This is a genomic window from Gramella sp. KN1008 (genome assembly GCF_004332155.1).
Taxonomy (GTDB): Bacteria; Bacteroidota; Bacteroidia; order Flavobacteriales; family Flavobacteriaceae; genus Christiangramia.
The window spans coordinates 146,739-170,465 of sequence record NZ_SJDV01000006.1 but is presented as its reverse complement, the minus strand read 5'-3'; the positions used below and the strand labels follow the sequence as shown (position 1 = coordinate 170,465).

Annotated in this window: 15 protein-coding genes; 9 read left to right on the top strand and 6 right to left on the bottom strand. The window is 39.4% G+C overall.

All coding sequences use genetic code 11. The annotated features are described in order from the left end of the window. Nucleotides 1-123: 123 nt before the first annotated feature. A complete protein-coding gene (locus EZJ28_RS12405; protein WP_242670117.1) occupies nt 124-2,910 on the bottom strand; it encodes a triple tyrosine motif-containing protein in 2,787 nt (928 codons plus the stop codon). A gap of 208 nt (nt 2,911-3,118) precedes the next feature. Between EZJ28_RS12405 and EZJ28_RS12400 the strand changes: the two genes are divergently transcribed. Beyond that, nucleotides 3,119-6,736: a metallophosphatase gene (locus tag EZJ28_RS12400; protein ID WP_207388462.1), complete on the top strand. Its 3,618-nt coding sequence runs from the start codon at nt 3,119-3,121 to the stop codon at nt 6,734-6,736. 29 nt (nt 6,737-6,765) lie between these two features. On the opposite strand, the gene EZJ28_RS12395 is transcribed toward EZJ28_RS12400, so the two are convergent. After that, nucleotides 6,766-7,431, bottom strand: coding sequence for a haloacid dehalogenase type II (locus EZJ28_RS12395; RefSeq protein ID WP_131398310.1), 666 nt, complete (start codon nt 7,429-7,431; stop codon nt 6,766-6,768). A gap of 59 nt (nt 7,432-7,490) precedes the next feature. Then, nucleotides 7,491-8,084 carry a YSC84-related protein gene (locus EZJ28_RS12390; protein ID WP_131398308.1) on the bottom strand — a complete coding sequence of 198 codons (594 nt, stop codon included), beginning with the start codon at nt 8,082-8,084 and terminating at the stop codon, nt 7,491-7,493. A 377-nt stretch (nt 8,085-8,461) separates the two neighbouring features. Here EZJ28_RS12390 and EZJ28_RS12385 point away from each other — a divergent pair, with 377 nt between their 5' ends. From EZJ28_RS12385 to EZJ28_RS12370, 4 genes are all read left to right on the top strand, one after another. Beyond that, nucleotides 8,462-9,205 carry a sigma-70 family RNA polymerase sigma factor gene (locus EZJ28_RS12385; protein ID WP_207388461.1) on the top strand — a complete coding sequence of 248 codons (744 nt, stop codon included), beginning with the start codon at nt 8,462-8,464 and terminating at the stop codon, nt 9,203-9,205. Between the two features lie 59 nt (nt 9,206-9,264). Next, entirely contained in the window at nt 9,265-9,660 is a 396-nt protein-coding gene (locus EZJ28_RS12380; protein ID WP_131398306.1) for a hypothetical protein, read from the top strand. Nucleotides 9,661-10,300: 640 nt separating this feature from the next. After that, nucleotides 10,301-11,281, top strand: coding sequence for a hypothetical protein (locus tag EZJ28_RS12375; protein WP_131398304.1), 981 nt, complete (start codon nt 10,301-10,303; stop codon nt 11,279-11,281). Nucleotides 11,282-11,406: 125 nt separating this feature from the next. Next, the gene (locus tag EZJ28_RS12370; RefSeq protein ID WP_131398302.1) at nt 11,407-12,081 is read left to right on the top strand and encodes a GDSL-type esterase/lipase family protein; all 675 of its coding nucleotides are present in this window, start codon (nt 11,407-11,409) and stop codon (nt 12,079-12,081) included. A gap of 82 nt (nt 12,082-12,163) precedes the next feature. Here the strand turns inward: EZJ28_RS12370 and EZJ28_RS12365 are convergent, their stop codons facing one another. The 3 genes from EZJ28_RS12365 to EZJ28_RS12355 form a co-directional block, all read right to left on the bottom strand. After that, complete coding sequence (locus EZJ28_RS12365; protein WP_131398300.1) at nt 12,164-13,096, bottom strand: glycerophosphodiester phosphodiesterase family protein; 933 nt, start codon at nt 13,094-13,096, stop codon at nt 12,164-12,166. 139 nt (nt 13,097-13,235) lie between these two features. Then, nucleotides 13,236-14,981: a RagB/SusD family nutrient uptake outer membrane protein gene (locus tag EZJ28_RS12360; protein WP_131398298.1), complete on the bottom strand. Its 1,746-nt coding sequence runs from the start codon at nt 14,979-14,981 to the stop codon at nt 13,236-13,238. A 59-nt stretch (nt 14,982-15,040) separates the two neighbouring features. Next, on the bottom strand, nt 15,041-18,307 hold the full coding sequence (locus EZJ28_RS12355) for a TonB-dependent receptor (RefSeq protein ID WP_165499076.1): 3,267 nt from the start codon (nt 18,305-18,307) through the stop codon (nt 15,041-15,043). 331 nt (nt 18,308-18,638) lie between these two features. Between EZJ28_RS12355 and EZJ28_RS12350 the strand changes: the two genes are divergently transcribed. The 4 genes from EZJ28_RS12350 to EZJ28_RS12335 are packed head-to-tail and all read left to right on the top strand — an operon-like array spanning nt 18,639 to nt 23,714. Continuing rightward, on the top strand, nt 18,639-20,252 hold the full coding sequence (locus EZJ28_RS12350) for a glycerol-3-phosphate dehydrogenase/oxidase (protein WP_131398294.1): 1,614 nt from the start codon (nt 18,639-18,641) through the stop codon (nt 20,250-20,252). 2 nt (nt 20,253-20,254) lie between these two features. Then, nucleotides 20,255-21,745, top strand: coding sequence for a glycerol kinase GlpK (glpK, locus tag EZJ28_RS12345; RefSeq protein WP_131398292.1), 1,491 nt, complete (start codon nt 20,255-20,257; stop codon nt 21,743-21,745). A 17-nt stretch (nt 21,746-21,762) separates the two neighbouring features. After that, nucleotides 21,763-22,494, top strand: a complete 732-nt coding sequence (locus tag EZJ28_RS12340; protein WP_131398290.1) for an MIP/aquaporin family protein — start codon at nt 21,763-21,765, stop codon at nt 22,492-22,494. An 11-nt stretch (nt 22,495-22,505) separates the two neighbouring features. Continuing rightward, nucleotides 22,506-23,714 (top strand): phosphatidylserine/phosphatidylglycerophosphate/cardiolipin synthase family protein, encoded by a 1,209-nt coding sequence (locus tag EZJ28_RS12335; protein WP_165499075.1) that lies wholly within the window; start codon nt 22,506-22,508, stop codon nt 23,712-23,714. Nucleotides 23,715-23,727: the final 13 nt, after the last annotated feature.

Genomic DNA, 23,727 nt, shown 5'->3' with positions numbered 1-23,727 from the left:
TAAAACCCTAACACAACCAAGGCTTGATAGAGAAATTAATAAATTTTAGAAAGTGCGCTGATTATAAGGAGAATGTGTTTTATGTAGAGCCCATGTAGAGGTTTTTCAAGCCCGTGTAAAGTTTTATAAGGCCAGAATATATTCGGTAAGGTTGGTATCTCTGTCTAAATGCATTTTTTTTCGCAAACGATATCGTTTAATTTCAACACTTTTCACAGAAATATTAAGAAGCGGAGCGATCTCTTTCGAGGAAAGGTTGAGTCGCAGATAAGCACATAATTTAAGATCATTTGCCGTTAGTTCCGGATGCTGAGCTTTAATCTTCTTAAAGAAATCCTTATCGGCATTACTGAAGGCTTTTTTGAAGAATTTCCAGTTATCTTCTTCGCTGATATCCTTATCTATAGTTCTTATTACCGATTTCACTTTAGGGGATCCCTCTGAATCTTTGAGCTTCTTCTTAATACTAGTCAAAAATTCATTCTTTTTAATGAGGCTCATGGTAGAAACCGCCAGCTCCCGATTCTTATTGGCCATATCCTGCTCCAGTTTCTCATTCTTCAGTTTAATGATCTCCCTTTCGGCTTCAAGATTCCTCATTTTAAGGGCACGTTCATTTTCTGCTGCAAGTCTTTTGTGATGTCTTTTATACAGGAAATGTATAGTGAAAAGGATAAGCACTAACAACAATAAATAAATGGCAATGGCCAGATTGCTTAAATAATAAGGCCGCTCAATAATGAAGTCATACTTAGCTGTTTCGGTGATTTTGTCTCCCACCCTGGCTCTGACTTCAAAGGTATATTTTCCAAAATCAAGATTCTTAAAAGTAGCAACCGGGTTATCATCCCATTTTCGCCAATTAGGTGTTAGACCCAATAAACGATAACTATAAACCGCATTTAAATATTTCTCGTGAACCGGGGCGCTATAATGAAATGATATATTATTATGCTGATAATCAAATGAACCTGCAACATCCATTTCGGCTTCTTCAGATGGACCATCCAGTTTATTTACAGTTACCTTTTGAAGTTTTATTTTATTGAGTGCCCTTTCTTCCAGAGGAAGATCGAATTTTACATAGCCATTGGCAACCCCTAAAAGGTACATATTCTCCTGAATTCGGGAAATATTCTCGTAACCCACAGCAATATTTCGAAAATCCTGATCTATATAAATAAAATCCAGAGTATAGTCCTGATCGAGTTGTGCCGGTTCTACTGAAAATATTCCTTCATCTCCAAATCCCCAAAGTCGGGTTTCATCAGTTTCGCTTATAATCTTTCCAGAAATACGATCTATGTCGTTAAGAATTTCACCGAGACGATTATCGGCTGTAAAGTGGTCAGTTTGGTCATTATACTGATAGATTTGCTGCCTGGAACTATAATAAAGTGTATCGTGAAATCTGAAGACGCTTGATGTAATTCCTGATTTTTCCGAAAACTTATAATTCCTTATCTCCCGGGGTGGGAGAAAAAGCGAATCACTCAGATTCATTTTAAAGACTCCTTTATGTTCATTGCTCACCCATACATTCCGGTTCTTATCTATTTCTATGAATTTGGAAGAATGTGGAAACTCCTCAAGCATAGGAAGGTCAGTGAATTTTCCGTTCTCAAATTTCAGGAAACTTATTCCGTTATAGTGCCCCTGAATAAATATGTTTTCGCTGTATTCCTTAACTACCCATGTCCCAAGTCTGTCAGAAATCTTCGTGGCTCTATTCCCTTCTATTATAAAGGTTCCCGTGTCATGGCCACAAAAGATATATCCTCCCACCTCATCAACAAACCATACCTGGCCTTTGGTATCTTCAATAAGCACAAATTTTTCAGCATTGGATCGTCTAAGGTAGAGCCCCTGGTTTGTACCTAAATAAAGATTTCCGTTCTCTTCATAAGAGGAGTATACAGATCCAATCTCTCCTTTATTATCCTGAAATGATCTAAATGCAGAGTCGGGATCTATCATACTTATCCCGTAATCCAGGCCAGCCCATATATTTCCCGAGCTATCTCTAAAAAGGTCAAGAACCGTATTGTTCAAAAGAACATTTGACTGATCAAAGGTATTAACAAGTTCGCCCCGTGAATTTACATGCAGAATTCCCTTTCCTACGGTACCAAGTATAATTGCACCGTCCTTTAAGGTGAGTGCAGAGAATATGTTAGGATAGCTTAACCGGGCACTTAGTATTTCATTATATTTCTTAAGAGCAGCTCCGTCCCATCGGAAAAATTCAGAGTTTTCGGTAACGAAACCCAGATCATTCCCAAGTGGGAATAAATGAACAATTGCCCGGTCTTTAAGCTGCTCATATGAAATCACCAGTTGAGGGATTCCATTATCTATTCTATATAATCCATTTCCAACGAGCTGAAAGTAGAGTTCATTCTTGAGTTGAAACATCCCTGAGATAGGCTGACCTACAGGATTATCCATCCTTTTGAGCTGGTCTTTAACGGGATCATACAGGTAAATCCCTCCAAAACTCCTGAATGCCACCAGATCATCCAGGAATTCAATTTCCCAGAACTGCTCACCATCGCTTATCTTATCCTGAAATAAAGGTGCGAGACTGGTATATTCAAGGCGTCCATATTTATTGCGCTCCCAGTAACCTGCCTCCATATAAGCACCGGTATATATACGGTCTTCAACCACTTTTACCGACCTTATAATGGTATTATTTGGAACAGGATAAAGATTCCAGTTTTCACCGTTATATTCCAGGAGCCCGGTACTATTGGCAAAATAGAGATTCTCACCGCCACCTTCAGCTATCATCCAGTTCTGATTACCCGCTGAAAACTGATTGGGACCATAATTTACCACAGGAGGCAATTCCTGTCCCATAACAGTAAGACTAAGAAAGATGAAGCCTATAAAGAAATATTTATTCAAAAAGTATCCTGAATTTAGAGCGCGAAAGTTATGCATGAACAGGAAATAAACCAACTTTTAAAAAATTTAAAGCCTAATTTTATTAGTAAAACTTTTAGGCTTGGGTGTTAAAGTATTATAAAGACCTATGCAATGCTAAGAATATTGAATTTTTTTGAAAGTTACTATTTCATTTTATGATATAAGTCATCAAACAATCTGATCTAATATGAACAGAATAGGTACACTACTACACCACCATTTTTATTCAAAAATTTTTCTTCTCTCGGCCTTAGTTTTTCTTTTTTCCCCACCTATTGAGGCGCAGGAGGCTAAGCAGGAAACAAAGAAAATTGTGCATTCGGTATATTTTACCGCAAATACCGGGATTAGAAGTAATGATAACAATAAACTCCTTCTCGAACAAATCGTGGAAGCATCCAAAAAAGAAGATTCTTCGAGTCTGGTGATCATTGGAAATCTTGTACCTGAAGAAGGTTACCCGGACAAGGACGAAGGACGGGATAAAACACAGACCTATTTACAAAACAACCTTTTGAACCATATCAGGGATTTCAAAGGCAAGGTGATCTTCACCCCCGGAGTTAATGAATGGAAGGAAGATGCGCCAGATAACATCGATGACCTGGAATCGTTTCTGCAGGATAACAGCAATGGCAAATTCTGGCCTAATGACGGCTGCCCTATCGAAGGGGAGGACCTGTCTGACGATGTTTATCTCATAATGGTAGATTCTCAATGGTATATAGAAGACTGGGATGACCATCCATACATTAATAATAAATGTGATCTGAAGACCCGTGCACAGTTCAGAGAGGAGTTTGACGATGAACTTGAGGATAACCAGAACAAAACTATCCTGGTAGCGGTTCACCATCCGGTATTGACCCAGACAAAGCTTGGTTTCTTCGAAAAAATTATTGGTGCCAGGACCCAGTCAGTCAGGAATCCACAACTTCAGGAACTTATGGGAACCCTGGAAACGCTGGCAAGCCAGTATACTGACGTAATATTCCTATCCGGTAATGACAGGAATCTTCAGTTTGTCCAGGATGATGGTAATGAACAGATCATTACCGGGGTGACAGAAGATTTCGAAAAGGCCCGGCCTGAAGAGGACGAGGGACACTTCGCGGCCTATGAGCTGGGATACGGAAAAATGAATATTTTTAAGGATGGCAGTTCAAATGTTGAAATATTCAAGGTAACCCCTGCAGGCCCGCAACAGATATTCACAACACAAATATCAAGGGAGCGGCCAAAACTTGAAGATGTAAGCTGGCCAGAAGAAAAAATGGGTCCCACCGCGATCTCATCGGTTTATACGGAAGAAGAAACAGATAAAGACTGGTTATACAAAGCAATCTGGGGTGAACATTACAGACCACTTTACAGCAAAAAATTTGAATTTCCCGTACTCTACCTTGATACCGTAAAAGGAGGGCTAAAGGTTCTTGGTGCCGGCGGTGGCCACCAGTCAAGAACTCTTGATTTCAAGGATGAAGAAGACCATGAATATACCTTAAGGGCGCTTAAGAAAAGTGCTATAAGATTTTTACAAAGTACCGTGGTTACTACACATTATATTGAAGATCTGCTGGAAAATACGGTAGCAGAACGTTATGTAAAAGACTTTTATACCACAGCTTTCCCTTATGGAACTTTTCCGGCCGGAAGACTTATGGACGCTGTGGATATATACCATCCCAATTCAGAGCTATATTATGTTCCTAAACAGGAAGCCCTTGGCATTCATAACCTGGAACATGGTGGTGAGCTTTATATGTTTGAGGCTCATGTAGGCGGAGAGAATAAGGATCTGGAAATTTTCGGTAATGCAGATGATATTCTGAATACTGCCGATCTCTTTCTTGAGATCAGGGAAACCAAAGATGTTTATGTAGACGAAGACATGTTCATCAGGGCAAGGTTACTTGACATGCTTATGGGAGACTGGGACAGGCATAGTGGCCAGTACGAATGGGCCGAATTTGAGCAAGACAACGGAAAGAAAAAATATGTCCCTATCGCAAAAGACCGTGACCAGGTTTTCTCAAAATACGACGGGCTCGCACTTGCATTCCTGAAGTTAGGTTTTCCGGAATTCAGAGCCATGCAGACTTATGATGAAATGATAGAGCGCCCAAAATGGTTCAATATCGCCGGTTATCCCATGGATAAGGCCTTCATTAGAAATGCTGACTGGGAAACCTGGAAAGAACAGGCCAATTATCTTCAGGAAAATATTACCGATGAAGTTATAGAAGAAGCTTTCGCGGTATTGCCAGAAGGTATAGAGAACGATGCTTATGTGGCTGAAATCAAGTCTAAATTAAAGGCCAGAAGAGGCAATATGGAAAGGATTGCCCGAGATTATTATGAACATCTGGAGGAGTTTGACGTATTTATAGGTACAGATGAAGATGATAATTTCCTTATTACCCGAAAACCTAATGGAATTACTACAATACAATTGAAGGGAGAAGATGACGAGCTACTCGCCGAGAAAACGTATAATTCTGATATAACCCGTGAGGTATGGGTTTATGGACTTGACGGGGATGACGAATTTAGGATAGAGGGAGATGGTAATTCCCTTGTTCCTTTAAAGATCCTTGGAGGTGAGGAAAACGATATTTACGATTTTCAGAATAAAAGAAGAGCCAAGCTTTACGATTATAAAAGCAAGAAAAATACCATTAAAACTCCGGAAGCCCGCAAGATGCTGGTAGATTCATACGACATTAACAACTATGACCCGGTAAAGAAAAAGATAAGGCAGTACACCTTTATGCCAAGCGCTAATTTTAATTCAGACCAGGGCTTTAGCCTGGGCGTTAAGAATACTTACACCATCAAAGGCCTTGTGAGAAATCCGTTCACAGCACAGCACAACCTTACTTCACGTTATTATTTCGCTACCAAAGGTTTTGATATTGGATATTACGGGGAGTTCGCCCATATCTTCTATAAGTGGAATCTTGGACTGGACGCTTACTATTCCAATCCTAAATTCGTGATCAACTATTTCGGGACTGGGAATGATACCGAATATGATCCTGATGATACTTCCAAGGATTATAACCGTGTTCGGATAGAACAGGGCCGGTTCGCTCCTTCTCTGATCTACAGGAAAAACGATAAGGTTAGCTTTAGTATTAAACCAATGCTGGAATCTTTCAAGATCGCTTACGATGAAGCCAGATATATCACTGAAGTATTCTCACCAGAGAATGATGTTTTCGAACATCAGATATATGCAGGAGGAGAGCTGAATTATAATTATTACAACAAGAACAACCCGGCTTTTCCAAGCCAGGGAATGGAACTCGACCTGACGGCCGGTTACCGAACCAATATAGATAAAGGAAATAATAATTTTGGATACGTCAACCCCATATTAAGTATAGATTATCCTTTGCATTCCAGCGGACTTGCGGCTATTGCTACTAAGGTTGGCGGGGCCGCTATAATTGGTGATACCTACGAATTCTACCATGGGGCGACCCTTGGCGGTGGGGACAAGAACAGCCTTAGGGCATACCGTAATGAACGCTTCAACGGGAAATATGCCTTCTTCCAAAATATAGATATAAGGTCCGGGATAGCGAGATTCAGAACAAATTTCATTCCCATGGCGGTGGGTCTTAGTGCCGGTTTTGATTATGGTAGAGTGTGGGAAGAAAATGATAATTCAGACCAATGGCATACCAATTACGGGGGATCCATCTTTATCAATACCTTCCGGGCCTTTACAGGAAATATCGGATATTATGTTGGAGACGAAGGCGGACGCCTGAACTTTACCTTCAATTTCGAATTTTAATCGGTTAGTTTAATGTTTGGAAACCGGCCTTAGCTGAAAGCTTCAGCAAGGCCGGTTATCTTTTTCAGTTTCAGATCTGGTGGTGAAGCAAGAGGATATGGAACTTTTCCCGGTCGTTTCACAAATGCGGTTCTCATTCCCGCCTGTTGCGCCCCGGCAATATCCCATCCATGAGCAGCCACCATCATGGCATCAGAGGCTGAACAATTCAATTCTTTAAGAGCATATTTATAAGCATCTGGATGAGGCTTATATTTTTTACAGGCTTCCACACTTAGGATCCTGGCAAAGAAATGATCAATTTCTGCAAATTCCAACTGATCCTGAAGCACTTTGGGTTTTCCGTTACTGAAAGCAACCAGTTTAGGACCTTCAGACTTAAGCTTTCTTAAGGCGGGCACCACATCTTCATATGGTTTAAGCGCACTTACAGGACTCAGAATCTTCCTGATTTCTGATTCCGTGAATGAGAGGTCATATTTCTTAGCATTCATTTTGAAGACCGCAGCAGCGATTTCACTAAAATCCTTATAAGTTGCCTTTACTGTTTCCACTAATGAATATTGAAGCAGTTCAGCGAACCAGATGTCGGCCGCATACTCATTCTGCAAGGCTGTATTGATACTTTTCTTTAAAAGACTCAGATCCAGTAAAGTCTCATTAACATCAAAAAATATAACTTCCGGTCTTTTCATAGTGTTAAGATAAAAAAAGGCCGGACATAGCCGGCCTCAGCGATTCTGTATCAAAAAAATTAATTTTTCCAGTCATCGGAATATTCAAACTTCTGGCCGCCAACTGAAATCTCAACCATGGCACCGGCCTTAGGCATGGTAGCAACAGCTACACCATCTTTAAACCGAATGCTCTTAGCCTCACCTTCTTCAATTACCACGGCAGAAACACTTCCGCTTAATTCATAATCACCGGATTTGAATTCATCCAGTGCTTCTTTGGTCTTAAAAAGCAAAACCTGTCTGAATGCCTGGCCTCCTATCTGTAAGCCAATATCCACCTGTCTAAGCTCTGCAAATCCTATCATCTTCCCCTGCTCATATACTACTCCGTTTCCGGCAGCACCTCCCAGGATATAAGCCCCTTTTCCCACATTAGGAAAAATAGCATAACCATAAGCAGAATTAAAAAGACTGGCTAGTTCTTTGTTGCTGTTTTTAAATGCCTTTTTAGCATTTTCAGCATCATTGATAAGTTTATCCCTTTTATCGGAATCGATAATCTCATTTTCTTCCTCTTGTTCCCAATCATCGTCATCGGTCTGAGCGATAAGCCCCCCTGAGAACAAAAACATCATGATAAGTAAGGAAATCAATCCATTTTTAGGTTTCATAATAATTGGTTTTTTATTCAAAATACACCCTGAATTTACCTAAAAGTTGCGGTTTTATATGTTAATCAGGTGTTATTTCACAGCTTCTTAGCATTAAGCGAAATAATTGGGGAAGAGCTATTTCTCAAAATGTAACCATTTCTATCCTCATTTACTCTATTGTTATATAACACGGAAAAATGAATGATCAACAAAAAGATTTAAACACCTGCCATTTTTAATTCAAACAGATGCTATCCCCCCTGCCCTTTATCTGCCATTTTTCATTTAAAAACAGATGTATATTTTTCTGTTTTACTTAAATAGAGATATGCTCGCAGCTGAATAAACTGGAAAAAGGTCGTAAATTATATGTGGTTTAAATCTCGGTAAGACGAATGATAGATATAAAGAAATTCGAAAAAATATCAGATTCAGAGATCACTTCGCGGATACTTTCCGGCGATACAGACATATATGAGGTAATTATAAGAAGGTACAATCCTTATTTATTCAAGATTGGGAGAAGTTATGGTTTTAATCAGCCGGATACCGAAGACCTTATGCAGGAAGCTTTTATCAAGGCCTATACAAACCTGGAACGATTTGAAAATCGGTCATCCCTTAAGACATGGCTGGTTAAAATAATGCTTAATGAATGTTATCATAAAAAACAGAAGTTCAGTTATAAGAACGAATTTCCGACTGATTTTTTAGAGAAAACCCCTAAAGCTCCGATGTTCAGCCAAAAGCCATCAAATACTTCTAAGACTGTGATGAATAATGAGTTGAAACATATTCTGGAGAATGCCATAGTTCAAATCCCCGGGAACTATAGAATGGTCTTTACGCTTCGTGAACTGAATGGAATGAGTACAAAAGAAACCGCCAAAGCGCTGGAAATTTCAGAGTCTAACGTAAAGATTCGTTTGAAAAGAGCTAAAGCGATGTTGCAGACAGAAATTAAAAAGATGTATTCTCCTGAAGAGATCTTTGAATTCAATTTGATCTATTGCAACCGAATAGTGGAGAATGTATTTAGCAGACTGCCTCAAAAAAGTAAATCTTCAGCCTTTTCAAATCTTATCAACCTAAAAAAGTGGTTATTAGGATTCATGAGTAGGCCGAATGGAAGAGCATGACAAGCGAGTCAGTATAAAATCCCCCCGGGAAAAATCAATATTAATTAAAACTTTTAGTCATGGACAGAAAATCGTTTATCAAAAAGACCTCAACAGGCCTTATTATAGGAATTCCATTACTTTCATTAACAGCCTGTTCAGGTTCTGATGATGGCGGTGGGAATCCTAATTCTGACCGCGATCCAGACCCGGACCCTTCAGCAAATTGCCTGGAAAACGGAACTAATACTTCGATTTCATCCAATCACGGTCATAATTTAACCGTTTCGAAGGAAGATGTAAATGCAGGTGAGGCAAAGACCTATACTCTTAGTCAGGCCACTACTGATCAACATATACATGAGGTAACAATTTCGCAGGATCAGTTCAATTCATTGAAGAGTAATAATCAAATTACTGCGACCTCAACTTCACAGGGAGGGCATACCCATAATGTAACTGTTTCCTGTGCCTGATAAACCTCATAATTGCGAAACCTACTAAACTTCCATCTGCACTGTATTAAGATCACCTTTTCTGGAATATTAATAGGGTGCAGGTGGACTATTTTGCCAGCTAGTTGATGGGGCTTGTTGTACCTGGTCAAAGGATGCTGGCATATACGATTTTGAGGTCAGGAGAAAAACAAGAATTCCTATTGCTAAAATCAGTAGAAGCTTAAAAAGAGTGCTGATAAAATTAATCTTAATATCAGCCTCTAAACTCTCTATGAGCTTGACAGGATGGGGCAGCACTTTCATAATAGTATAATTAGGCAGCTAATGATTAACTGCATGTTAAATTCAGCTATTATAAGTAGGGCATGTTTTGGGTATTACAAATTTAAAAATAGTTAAGGCTGAAACTGAAAACCATTTAAATTGTTTATAAACAAGCTATTAACATTTTTACAGTTAATTGTTCATTAACAACTGTTTTTAAAATGCAACTATAAATAGTTGCTAGATGATAATTCACTTTTGACCGTAATTATTTATATTTAAACACTGATAGTCAATTATTTACCCGCATATCTTAAGAACTTTATTTTATCTTAAACTATGGATTTAAGCTAAGGATTTCATCCCCCTATTTAATAACTTAAATCTCTATCTCATGAAAAAGTTCATTTTTGCAGGCTTAAGTATTTGCCTTATCGCATCGAGCCTTTCCTGTTCTTCTGAAATTTCCCCGGATACTGAGACAGTGGATGCTAATTATCTTACTGTTTCAGACAAAAGTTCTGATGGAAATATTATTATCAACGAGACAGATCTGTATCCTGAAGGTATAGAATATGATATCAGGAATAACCGGTTTCTACTCTCTTCAATAACACGGGGTGACATAGGACAGGTGATCAACGGGGAGTATTCGGTATTTATTAATGATGAAAATCTTGTCTCCACGATCGGAATTCATATAGATCATACAACAAAGAGACTCCTCGTCACTAACACCAGTATTGATGGAAGTTTTGCCCAGCTCGCAGCCTATAAGCTCACAGGAGAGAACATATTTTATGCAGACCTGGGCTCTCTTTCAGAAGATGTGCATTTTGCTAACGACGTCACAACAGACAATCATGGAAATGCATATGTAACTGATAGTTATTCCGGCATCATTTACAAAGTTGATCCATCCGGAAATGCTTCTATCTTTTATGAAAATCCAGATCTAGCTCCCTCGCCGCGCAATTTTGGCTTAAACGGCATCGATTATCACCCCAGCGGATTCCTTTTGGTTAGCCATATTCAGAACAATCTTATTTTAAAATTTAATATGGATAACCCGGGTAATTACTCCCAGGTGGACATTCCAGTTCCACTTTTCAGTCCGGATGGTTTATTTCTGGATAATCCTAATGAGCTTATCGTGGTAAGTAATGATTTTGGGGGTGAAGAAGCCCGAGTTCAGATTTTTGGAACCAGAGACAGGTGGGAAACTGCCTATGTAAAAAGTGAGTTTCCTATTCCCGACAATTTTCTTACCACGGTTACGGTGAAAAGAAATATTCCATATGTACTCTCGGCTAATCTGAATATTTTGCTTGAGGGAGGCTCTACTGATGAGTTTAAGATTATTGAGGTAGAGTAATAAGTTATTCCTCCGGTTCTTTATAAAGATGAATGATAATCAGTTTAGTTGCTTTTTGTTGGTTTTAATTTCATTAAGTTTCATTTATTAGTAAATTGCAGTATTACCAAATAAATTTGCTTCAAATGAAACATTGCATTTTTTTATCATTCTTCTTTCTATTCTGTTTTATTTCAAATAATGCTCAGGAAAAAGAATTTGACACCACCTATAGGCCTACTAATTATGCCTTAAAAGTGGAAAAGTTCAGAAGCTTTCCAAATTCTAAGGAAGACATTATATTTCTGGGAAATAGTATTACAGAATACATTCACTGGAATGAACTTTTACAACTTCCCCAGGCCAGGAACAGGGGAATTTCCGGGGACACTACTTTCGGGATCCTGGAAAGACTGGACGAGGTTACCGAAGGACAACCTGCCAAAATATTTCTGTTAATAGGCATCAATGATATCTCACGAAATTTTCCGGATAAGCTTATCTTGAGAAATTACAGGAAGATTATAGAAAGGATAAAAACTGATTCTCCGGAAACGGAAATATATGTGCAGACGATTCTCCCGGTGAACAATACATTTACCAAATACAAGAATCATTACAATAAAGACGAGCATATTCTGCATATTAACAAAGAGCTGAAGCTTCTGGCCGAGGAGTACAATCTAAATTTAATAGATCTGCATCCCTATTTTCTCGATGATACCAAAAGGCTGGATTCGGCTTATACGGAGGAAGGCCTTCACCTTAACGCTGCCGGTTACCAGCACTGGGCAAAAATTCTAAAACCCTGTTTAAATTAAGGATAAGAATTAGTCTATTTGTAAATAAAAAAAGCTCTTGCTAATAGCAGGAGCTTTTTTTATATATTACTAATTTGACAATTTATTCCAGCCTGTCCAGTACTCTTTCCGGATAATCGGTAATTATCCCATCTACCTTAAGCTGGATCATTCTTTTTATAGCTTCCTCATCATTAACCGTCCATGGGATCAGTTTCATTCCGGCATTATGAATAGAATCTACAAAGCTTTCATTTACTACCAGTTTATAATTGGGACTATATATATCTGGAGTGAAATTTAATTTTTCAAGATTATCCGTTATTCCGGCATCGCTCACAAGATATGCTATATCTATTTCGGGAAATTTTTCTTTCAGAATATTAAGTGGTGTAGGATCGAACGACTGGATATTCGCTACATCTGCTATACCCTTCTTCTCTATTACTTCCACAACCAGATTTACAAACTCTTCAGGCTCCGGCTGGTATTCACCATACTTAGATGGAACTGATTTGATCTCAATATTATATTTAACAGCTGAGAGTTTATTTCTCTGAAGAAAATTTTCAATACTGTCTATGGCTTCACTTAATAATGGTTTATAAGTCTTCATCTTCTTCTGCTCCGGAAATCTTGGATTCCCCCTGGAACCACTGTCAAATTTCCTGATGCTGTCATACTTCATTTTATAAAGATTATAGGAAGACTCCTTAGCCTTTGAAATACTTTCTCCATTAGGGTCCTGCATATAAACAGAAGACATTACAGGTTCGTGAGAAACCACCACCTTGTTGTCTTTTGAGATTACCACGTCAAGCTCTACGACATCCACTCCCTTCTTTATGGCACTTAAAAATCCGGGAATGGTATTTTCAGGGTAATGGCCCCTTTCCCCTCTATGGCCCTGAACTTCTATTTGAGTGCTGGAAACACTTTCCTCTTCAGGGCTTTTGGATCCTTCAGATTCGGTATTGTTCTTACATCCAATGACAGATACAAGAAATAATAACAAAATTGGTTTGAAATATTTCATTTCTAACTTGAGTTTAAATTAAAAATAAACTTGCCGAAACACTTAGTCTCGGCAAGTTATAGGCTAATTAAAATATTTTATTTCTATTATAAGTGCAATGCTTTGTATTTTTCATTAAACCGTAAAATAGAAACAGGTTTTATTCCCATCCCGGATTCTGTTCCAGGTTGTCATTAAGCTCCAGATCCTCAATAGGAATTGGATAATAATAATCCTTAGGCTCCTCAAACATACCGCCGGTAAATAACAGCATATTCCCAGATGTACCGCCAGTAAGTGGCGTTTCATTAATATTCAAGAAAGAGGTTACCTCATCTGGTGCTCCACTGGTATCTCCATCATGTACATACACGTCATAAACACCATCGTTATTGAAATCATGTGGTCCCAATTCTGAGAAGTACAAACCAAGTATGTCGTCTTCCACTTTCTTACCTTCTTTCCACCTCATCAAATCGTCCCATCTAAAGCCTTCATTCATTAATTCAATCCTCCGTTCACGACGAATTTCAAGAATAACTCCCTTGTTGGCGCCCTGTTCAATATTAGAATATAGAGCCTCCTGATAGGGATCAGGATTAGCATTTGCCTCGGCCATATTCAAATGAGGCATTCCCACACGGTCTCTTAATTTATTGATAGAAATATCCAGATCTGCCTGTGTAAGTGTTCCCAATTCTGCCTTGGCTTCCGCATAGATCAGCAATGCCTCAGCATAGCGGAAAAGAATGATGTCATTATAAGATCCACCAGCACCCCATTGCGGCCCTTTTGGAGGTAATGCTTTTATCACTCTGTAACCTGTTCTGGTTATATCCAGATCTACGGGTTCGCGATCTTCAGAACCATAGGTTTTGTAATCGGGGCCAGCGGTGGTTTGTGTTAACCTTGGATCCCTACTCTGCATCTCCTCATAGAACTCCTGGGTATCATAATCAGGCTGATCAGTAAAAGGAGTTCCATCGGCCATTAAATAACTATTAACCACTTCCTTTGTGAGCCCCCATTTACCGAGAGTAGGTGCTGTCATCAAATACCCGAGATCATGTGTTCTTAAACCGAACTCGTAATCTACGGCTAAGATAGTCTCTGTCATATCCTGATCTTCTCTTGAGAAAAGATCCAGGTATGCGTTATCCGTACCGCCGGCAGTATATAAACTATAGGCACCAGATTCTATAAGTTCTTGGGAAGCAGAGACTGCTTCTTGTAAAAATTTCTCATGATTATCTATTCCATGATATTTTCTAAAAGTCCCCTCAAAAAGAGAGATACGGGCTTTTAAAAGAAGTGCGGTATATTTTGTAATTCGATTTAACTGCTTTTCAGCCGGTATATTCTCAATAGCATAATTTATATCTGCAAGTACAGAATCCATTACCAGTTCCCTGGAATCACGGGCTTTATATAATAATTCCTCATCGTCCTGCTGAATGACTTCACCATACCATGGCACATCACCAAACCTTTTCACCTTCTCGTAATAAAAGTACGCACGGAAAAATTTAGCTATTCCGGAGTATTTTGCTCTGGCATCGGCATCGTTTACCCTGTCATAATTTTCAAGGAAATAGTTTAGTTTTCTCAAGTCACCCCAGGACCAGCCTCCGCTACCCCTTTCCGTTGGCACGATACGAGCCCCTCTTAATCGTTCGGCAGCGCTTACTCCAAGAATATTATCTGAAGCCGCATCATCCCTGTAAACCGATTCTGTGGGTAAAATCGAATATAAATCTAATGTATATGCTTCTAAGTCTTCACCGGTATTAAAGAACTCATTTGCTGTAATAGCATCACCGGGTTCCTGATCAAGTACATCGACATCACAACTGGCAATCATTAAAGACAGGATTGCGATCATCGATATATGTATTATCCTACTCATTGTTATACTTGTTTTTTTCATTTTTTTCATTGTTAATGGATCTCCCTTAGAAAATGAGATTATAGGTTAATTTCCACACCTGCTGAATATGTCTTACCCATTGGGTATAGTTGCGTATTCACATCTGGTCTCGCACTCACACCATTAGGATTTGAATAACTCACGTGCGAACCAACTTCTTCAGGATCCAGATATTTTGTTAAGCCACCAAATGACCATGTGAACAGATTCTCTCCACTAAGAAAAATTCTTAGCCTTTTAACGTTTACCTTTTGTGTTAGACTCGTAGGAAGAGTGTAACCAAAGGTTAGATTCTTTATTCTCAGGTAGCCTATATTCTTTAAAAAGTGATCATTAAGATTATAGGACATGCGGCCAGAGCTTAATGCATTATACGCTCTTTGTCTTTGAGGGAAAATTCGGTTAGGATCATTAGGATAGGCAGGATCCCATACCTGATCTACAAGGTCTTTTCTTAAGAAAGAAACATAAGGTCTATGAAATGTACCCCAATATAATGGACCTTGCGGGTACCAATCCTGTTTCGCAACACCCTGTCCAAGGACAGAAAGATCAAAATTCTTCCAGGTAGCATTAAAATTGAATCCAAAAGGAAACTGTGGCATCGCGTTTCCGATTGGTACTAAATCTCCATGATCTTCAAGGGTGTTCTTACCGTCATTAATTTCCCCATCTCCATTCACATCTACATATCTAAGATCTCCTGCTTTTAAGTAGTTCCAATCAGAATTGGATCCATAACGAAGTATTCCTCTGTAAACTCTATCCAAATTACTTCTTCCAAATTCATTTTCAAAAGCGGCTGCTTCTTCATCAGACTGAAACTGGCCGTCAATACGATAACCCCAGATCTCACCGATTTCCTGACCTTCCCAGAAGGTACTCAATAAACCATTTGGGTTATCGAATTTCGTAATTACACCTTTGTTATTTGAAACATTAGCCTGGAAACTTAAAGCAAGTTCAGATCCCAGAACATTGAAGCGATCCTTATAGCCCGCCGTTACTTCAAAACCCTTATTTTTCATAGCCGCATAATTTCTACGGGGCTCAGAAGCACCAAATACAGCAGGAAGTGGTTGTCCTGGCAAATACATATCACGCGTATGGCGCTCATAGACATCCAAAGATGCAGTCAATTTATCATTAAGAAAGCCCATATCTACACCTATATTGGTAGAGGTGATTTTCTCCCAGCCTATATGTGCTGGCAGTGGTGCCGGCACCCTGGCATATATATTCCGTTCTCCATTTATCAGCCATGAGGTTCTTCCCATACCTATAAGTTCTCTAAAGGTATTCACCCCTACGCTCTGATTTCCAAGTTTTCCGTATGAAGCTCTTAACTTAAGTGAGGACATCACATCTTCCATAGAGGTCCAGAAGTTTTCCTTGTCAACTATCCAACCAGCACCTACAGAAGGGAAGAATCCCCAGCGATTACCCTTAGGAAAACGAGACGAGGCATCATAACGCGCGTTAACTTCCAGTAAATATTTCCCGGCATAATCATAATTAAATCTTCCAAAATAGCCCTGTAAGGCCCATTCTAAAGTAGAGCCTTCCATTTGTAACATCTCAGTTCCAAATGCAATATTTCCCTTTTCTTTGGTAAGTAAGTCTTCAATGCTCATTCCCACTCGGTCACGATCAAATTCCTCCTGGTTAAAACCAAGCATTAATTTGAAATTATGCTTATTTGCTATCCTTTTTGAGTAGGTTCCATAGATGTTCATCGCCGTATAATAATCTTTCCAGCGATACTCATTATGACGATTTAGGCCAGCATCTTCAACCAGTTCAAGTTCATCACCTGCCAGATAACTGAAAGGTCTATAATTATGAGTACGGTCTGTTCTGTCAATATTATAGTTGTAATCCATATTAAGAACCAGTCCGTCGATTGGTTTCAATTCTGCCCCAAGCGTGTAGACCTGATTTTCATCTTGCCAGTAGCGATGTGCCGCACCTTCTTTTAAAGCTCCTAAACGACCAACGTAACCATTTCGGGTTCTTCCTACACTTACACCATAGCCATCTACAAATGCCGGATGGTTAGGAAATAGATCACGCCATTTACTAACTCCAAATTCATCACCCCAGCCGTTTTTCGTACCTGCGTATTGCTCATCAAAATTACTGCTAAACCTTGTTACAGCTGTGAGCTTGAGCCAGTCATACGGAGTGGCGCTTAATTTTAACTGAAGGTTATATCGTTTCATCTCCGAATCCTGGATATTCTGAATCTTTTCCCTTTCATAGATCCTTCCTGAAAGTACACCAGTTAACTTTTCAGAACCTCCCGAAACCGAGATATTATTTATCTGATGACTACGACGGTCTTTGAACAAAATATCATAGAAATCTGTCATTTCATAGAATTTATAGGTTCCATCCGGCTGCTGCTCATAAAATGGCTCTCTTTCACCATTACCAACCTGCTGAGCGATCTCAAAATCCTCTTCATCATAACACACATAACAACCACTATGATATGAACCAATTGCTTCATCTACCCATTTAGCGTACGTATATGGATTCGTTACAAAATCTGTTCGGGCTGTATTGGTAGTATAACCGAAATTACTGGTATACTTAACATTAAACTCACCTGCCTTACCAGATTTGGTAGTTATTAAAACAACACCAAAAGATCCCCTGGCACCATATATTGCAGCGGCCCCCGCGTCTTTTAAAACGGTCACACTTTCAATATCGTTGGGATTAACATTTGCAATTTCCCCCTCTATTCCATCAATAAGAACAAGAGGCGACCCCCCGTTTATGGAATTAAACCCGCGAATATTAATCTGAGGCGTCGATGACGGATCTCCTCCGGATGCTGATCGAATATTTAAACCCGGAACAGCCCCCTGCAGAGAACTGGCAATATCGGCCGAGGGACGTGTTGCTATATCACCAAGGTCTGCTGTACCAACCGAACCGACAAGGTTCTCTGCTTTTGTTGTACCATAACCTACTACCACTACTTCATCCAGACTTTCCAGATCTTCTTCCAGGGTGATTTGCAAATTGTTTTTGTTTCCTAAAGCAACTTCCTGTTTTTTATACCCTAAAAACGAAAAAACCAGAACATTCTGGTTTTCGGGTACCGATAATTGAAAATTACCATCGAAATCTGTTGCCGTTCCCATTGAAGTGTTTTTTACCTGAACAGTAACTCCGGGCAAAGGCATGCCATCTTTATCAGATACATTTCCCGTTACCGTTCGCTCCTGGGACCAGGAACTCATAGATACGAGACATAATAAAAACAAGAGAGTCTTCCCTAAATTTTGTTTCATAATTATTGGTTTGTTAGAAAAATTTGATTTTAAAATTAGTGGTGCAAATATTTTGTTTTCTTTTCTTTCCAAACTAAACATCGAGGTTGTCTTTTGTTTAATAAATAGTTAAAAAAAATAAATACTCACTCCAATTTCTTCACTATAACGATATCGTAATCGTTGGCTTTTATTGGATTTCACATTAGGTTAACACCTCAAATGTAACTAATAAAAACACAAAGAAACAAATAAAACCTAAAAAAACTTTGTTTTTGTTTTGTTTTGTTCCCGTTAATCGTAATTTTGATAAAAATTCAATCTGTTTGTTAAATAAAAACCAAAACAAATTTTGAATCGTACTATTGCTTTAAACAAAATCCAGGACCCGACTCAGGTATGGGACATTATTATAATAGGAGGTGGTGCTACCGGTCTTGGAACTGCTTTGGATGCAGCTGCCAGAGGATTTAAAACATTGCTTCTGGAAAAGGCTGATTTTGCCAATGGAACTTCGAGTAGAAGTACAAAGCTGGCCCATGGCGGCGTTAGATACCTGGCTCAGGGAAATTTAAGCCTCGTAAACGAGGCTTTATATGAAAGAGGCTTAATGCTTCAAAATGCCCCTCACCTGGTGAGCATGCTTCCATTCCTGATTCCCAGTTATAGATGGTGGGAGAAATATTATTATGGAGTGGGGCTGAAAATTTATGACTGGATGGCCCGCAGATTAAGGCTGAATAAAACCACTATGGTTGCAAAAAAAGCAGCCTTAAAACTACTTCCCAATCTGATACCTAAAAACCTCAATGGTGGAATAGTATATTATGACGGACAGTTTGACGATACCCGATTAGCCCTGAGTATAGCCCAAACCTGTAATGATAAAGGCGGTAATCTTATTAATTACATGCAGGTGACGAATTTATTAAAGAACTTTAAAGAAGAGGTATGCGGGGTAACGGCCAGGGACATTGAAAACAACAGAGAGTATAAGATCAAAGGAAAAGTGGTAGTAAATGCAACCGGTGCTTTCGTGGACGACATCCTTAAACTTAATTCTCGCAACAAAGCTCCGTTGGTAAAATTAAGCCAGGGAGTGCATCTGGTTTTAGATAAAAAATTTCTTCCCGGAAATCACGCTTTAATGATACCGGCAACAGCAGACGGTAGAGTTCTTTTTGCCGTACCCTGGCATAACCACTTACTGGTGGGTACCACAGATACTCCAGTAGAGGAGGCTCTTCTGGAACCAAAGGCACTTAAAAGTGAAATTGATTTCATATTGGAAACCCTAAGAGATTATCTTGCATCAAAACCGGAACATAAAGATATTTTAAGTGTTTTTGCGGGGTTACGACCACTGGTTCAGCCAAGTTCCGAAAAAGGAACCAAGGAGATATCCCGAGATCATAAATTGAGTGTTTCAGATTCCGGTCTCATTACCATTACCGGAGGAAAGTGGACTACCTACCGAAAAATGGCTGAAGATACCATTGATGCCGCCATAAAGACCGGAAAACTTCCTCAGGCCGAATGCAACACCTCTAATCTTAAACTTCATGGTTATGCCACAGTGAATGGTCAGGACTATCTGGACATTTACGGAAGTGATAAAAAACATATTCTCGAGCTCACCAGTACTCATCCTGATTTAGGAGAAAGGTTACATCCTGATTTTCCGAACATTAAGGCAGAGGTAGTCTGGGCGGTAAGAAATGAAATGGCAATAAACATCGCAGATATTCTTGCCAGACGTTTACGAATCTTATTTTTAAATGCTAAAATTGCCATAGCATTAGCTCCTGAAGTCGGAAAAATAATGGCCGAGGAAATGAATAAAGATCAAACCTGGATAGAGGAACAGTTGAAAGAGTTTAATCAGCTTGCCAAAAGGTACTTACCCTCCCCGTATTCCATAAAGAAACCAATCAATAACAAACCTAAAATCAAATCAAATATTTAATTATGCCTAAATATATCTTATCATTAGATCAGGGAACCACAAGCTCCCGTGCTATAATATTCGATTCTGAAGGGACCCCTGTCTCAGTAGCTCAAAAAGAGTTTCAACAGATATTTCCCCAGCCAGGCTGGGTAGAACATGATCCGTCTGAAATCTGGTCTTCCCAAATTAGTGTTGCAGCCGAAGCTATTTCGAAATGTAAACTGAACTCTAATGATATTGAAGCTATAGGCATAACAAACCAGCGTGAAACCACCATCGTTTGGGACAAAAAAACAGGAGAGCCAATACACAATGCTATTGTTTGGCAGGACAGAAGGACCTCAGATTATTGCGACGAACTAAAAGCCCAGGGACTGGAGAAAATGGTACGTGAAAAAACAGGTCTGGTAATCGACTCCTATTTTGTAGCCACAAAGGTGAGATGGATCCTGGACAATGTTGATGGAGCCAGGGAAAAAGCTCAGGCCGGAGAATTAGCCCTGGGAACCGTTGATTCCTGGCTAATATGGAATTTAACCGAGGGAGAGAGTCATATAACAGATGTGACAAATGCTTCCAGAAGCCTTTTGTTTAACATCCATACTTTATCATGGGATAAAGAGCTGCTGGAATTATTTGGAATCCCGGAAAGCATGCTGCCAGAAGTATGCGATTCAAGTGGTGAGCTTGCCATTACCTCAGGGAATATTTTTTCAAAAAAGATTCCAATTACCGGTATTGCCGGGGACCAGCATGCTGCACTTTTTGGTCAGATGTGTACACAAAAGGGGATGGTTAAGAATACTTATGGAACGGGATGCTTTATGCTGATGAATATTGGTGATAAGCCTATAGTTTCCGAAAATAAATTAATCACTACAGTAGCCTGGAAAATAGGATCTAATGTTCATTATGCTTTGGAAGGAAGTATCTTTATTGCCGGTGCTGTTGTACAATGGCTGAGAGATGGACTTGGGATCATTTCTGCATCTCACGAAATCGAAGAACTAGCCGTTAAAGTAGAAGATAATAATGGAGTATATGTTGTTCCCGCGTTTGCAGGCCTTGGGGCACCCCACTGGAATCAGCATGCCCGTGGAACCATAGTTGGTCTTACAAGAGGCAGTAACTCAAACCATATCGCCAGGGCAGCATTAGAGAGTATTGCATACCAGACCTGTGATGTAGTTAAAGCCATGGAAGCAGACTCTGGCATAGAAGTAAAAGAACTGCGGGTTGATGGGGGAGCTACCAACAACGACCTCCTAATGCAAATACAATCTGATCTTTTGAATACTCAGATTTTAAAACCGGAAAACACCGAAGTCACGGCTCTGGGAGCTGCTTATCTTGCGGGATTAGGGATAGGTTTCTGGAAAGATCTGGATGAAATAAATTCCCTATGGAAAAAGACAAAAAGCTATACTCCAAATACTGAAACTCCGGTGGAAAGAATGATAGACGGGTGGCAGCGTGCAGTAAAAGCAACCAATAACTGGTCCCAAAATTAATTTAAATCTATTATTGAATGTCACAATTTACAGCTGAATTTATTGGAACCATGTTCCTGATTCTTATGGGAAATGGAGTTGTTGCGAATGTAGTACTGAAGCATACAAAAGGAAACAATTCCGGATGGATGGTAATTACTACTGGTTGGGCTCTTGCAGTATTCACCGGGGTGGTAATAGCCGGCCCATATAGCGGCGCACACCTCAATCCTGCGGTTACCATAGGCCTGGCCCTTGCAGGTAAATTTGCATGGAGCCTTGCGCCCTTGTATATAGGCGCACAGTTATTGGGCGCCATGGCCGGAAGCTTCCTGGTCTGGGTTATGTATAAGCACCATTTTGATAATACGGAAGACCGAATGTTAAAACTTGCAGCCTTTAGTACGGCTCCCGCGATTAGAAACCGATTTTCAAATATAATTAGCGAGATAATTGGAACTTTCGTTCTGATATTTGTAATCTTCTATGTGACCAATCCGGTCATGGGTAACACCTCTCAAACCCCTATTGGAATGGGTTCTCTCGGTGCAATTCCCGTGGCCTTCCTGGTATGGGCAATTGGGCTGTCGCTCGGGGGAACCACTGGTTATGCCATAAACCCGGCCAGAGATCTTGGCCCTCGAATAGTACATTCCATGGTTCCCATAAAAATCAAATCCAAAAGTGACTGGAGCTATGCGTGGATCCCGGTTATTGGCCCTATAATAGGTGCAGGGATCGCTGCTGGTTTGTTTTTAATACTTGAGTAAAGAATATGTTTGTGCTAAGAAATTTTATATACCTGTTTCTATTCTTTATAAGTTCCTGCTCTGGCGACACCGAAACCGTTAAGCCGGATATCAATCAGGAACCGCAGAAAGAAGTTAATGAGGTCCAGGCATTAAAGACCGACAATGCCAGATTACCTGAAGTTCTGTTTAATGATATTCAGAAAATAAAAGAAGGTTCAACCTCAACCATAATTTCTGACAAAATAGTTTCATATATAAATGCAACCCCGGAAAATGCTTCAATATATGTATCAATTTACCTGTTTGATCATTCCCCGATAATAGAGGCTTTAATTGACGCTTCTGAAAGAGAAGTAAAGCTTTTTATTATGACAGATGAGAGTGATCGAAGTAGTAACCTTGCCACTTTGAGTAAATTCAAAAGCCTGGAAGGGGAAATTGAGGTGGTGGGCATTACTAATGATGCAAGTTCAATCGCCATAAATCATAACAAATTCATTTTGTTGTCTGAAGTGGAAGTTGAAGGAACAGAGAACATAGAGAACATAATATTTCAAACTTCGCAGAACTTTCATTCCAAAGGCCAGAAAAAGCTGCAGGATGCCATAATAATATCCAATCCTGGATTGTATGACGCCTACGTAGAGAATTGGAATACGATGAAAACCTTCGCTAACTCAGGTATGGAGAATTATGAATACACAGAGTATATTAATACTGAAGCTGAAGTAAAGGTTAGTTTTTACCCCAAGAGAAAAAATGGACAAACGTATGGGGAAGACTCGGTAATTGAAATATTAGACCAGATAACTGATCCGGCCGGAACCACTATTAAGATCGCGATGTCTGACTGGTCTGATTCCCGAAGTTATATTATTGATCATCTTCTTATTCTTTTAGAAGCAGGTGCCGATATTCAGATTATCACTAAATCCGGAAAAGGGCCGGAAGTAATGCAAGGCTTAAAAAAACTACAGGATCATGGCGCATTCGTAAAGGTTTTCAATTTGGATAATACAGGTCCTGCCCAGATCAATATTCACACTAAAATAATGCTCATAGACGGTATACTTGATGGAATGCGAACAAAATTTGTAATGACGGGCACACAAAATTTTACATTAAACGCTTTATGGAATAATAATGAGACCTCTCTTTTCCTAATGAATGAAGATTTAATTGAAGAATATGAGAGCTTTTTAAATGAATTAAAAGAGCTTCCTGGAATTGTTTTATAGATTTTTTTAAAAG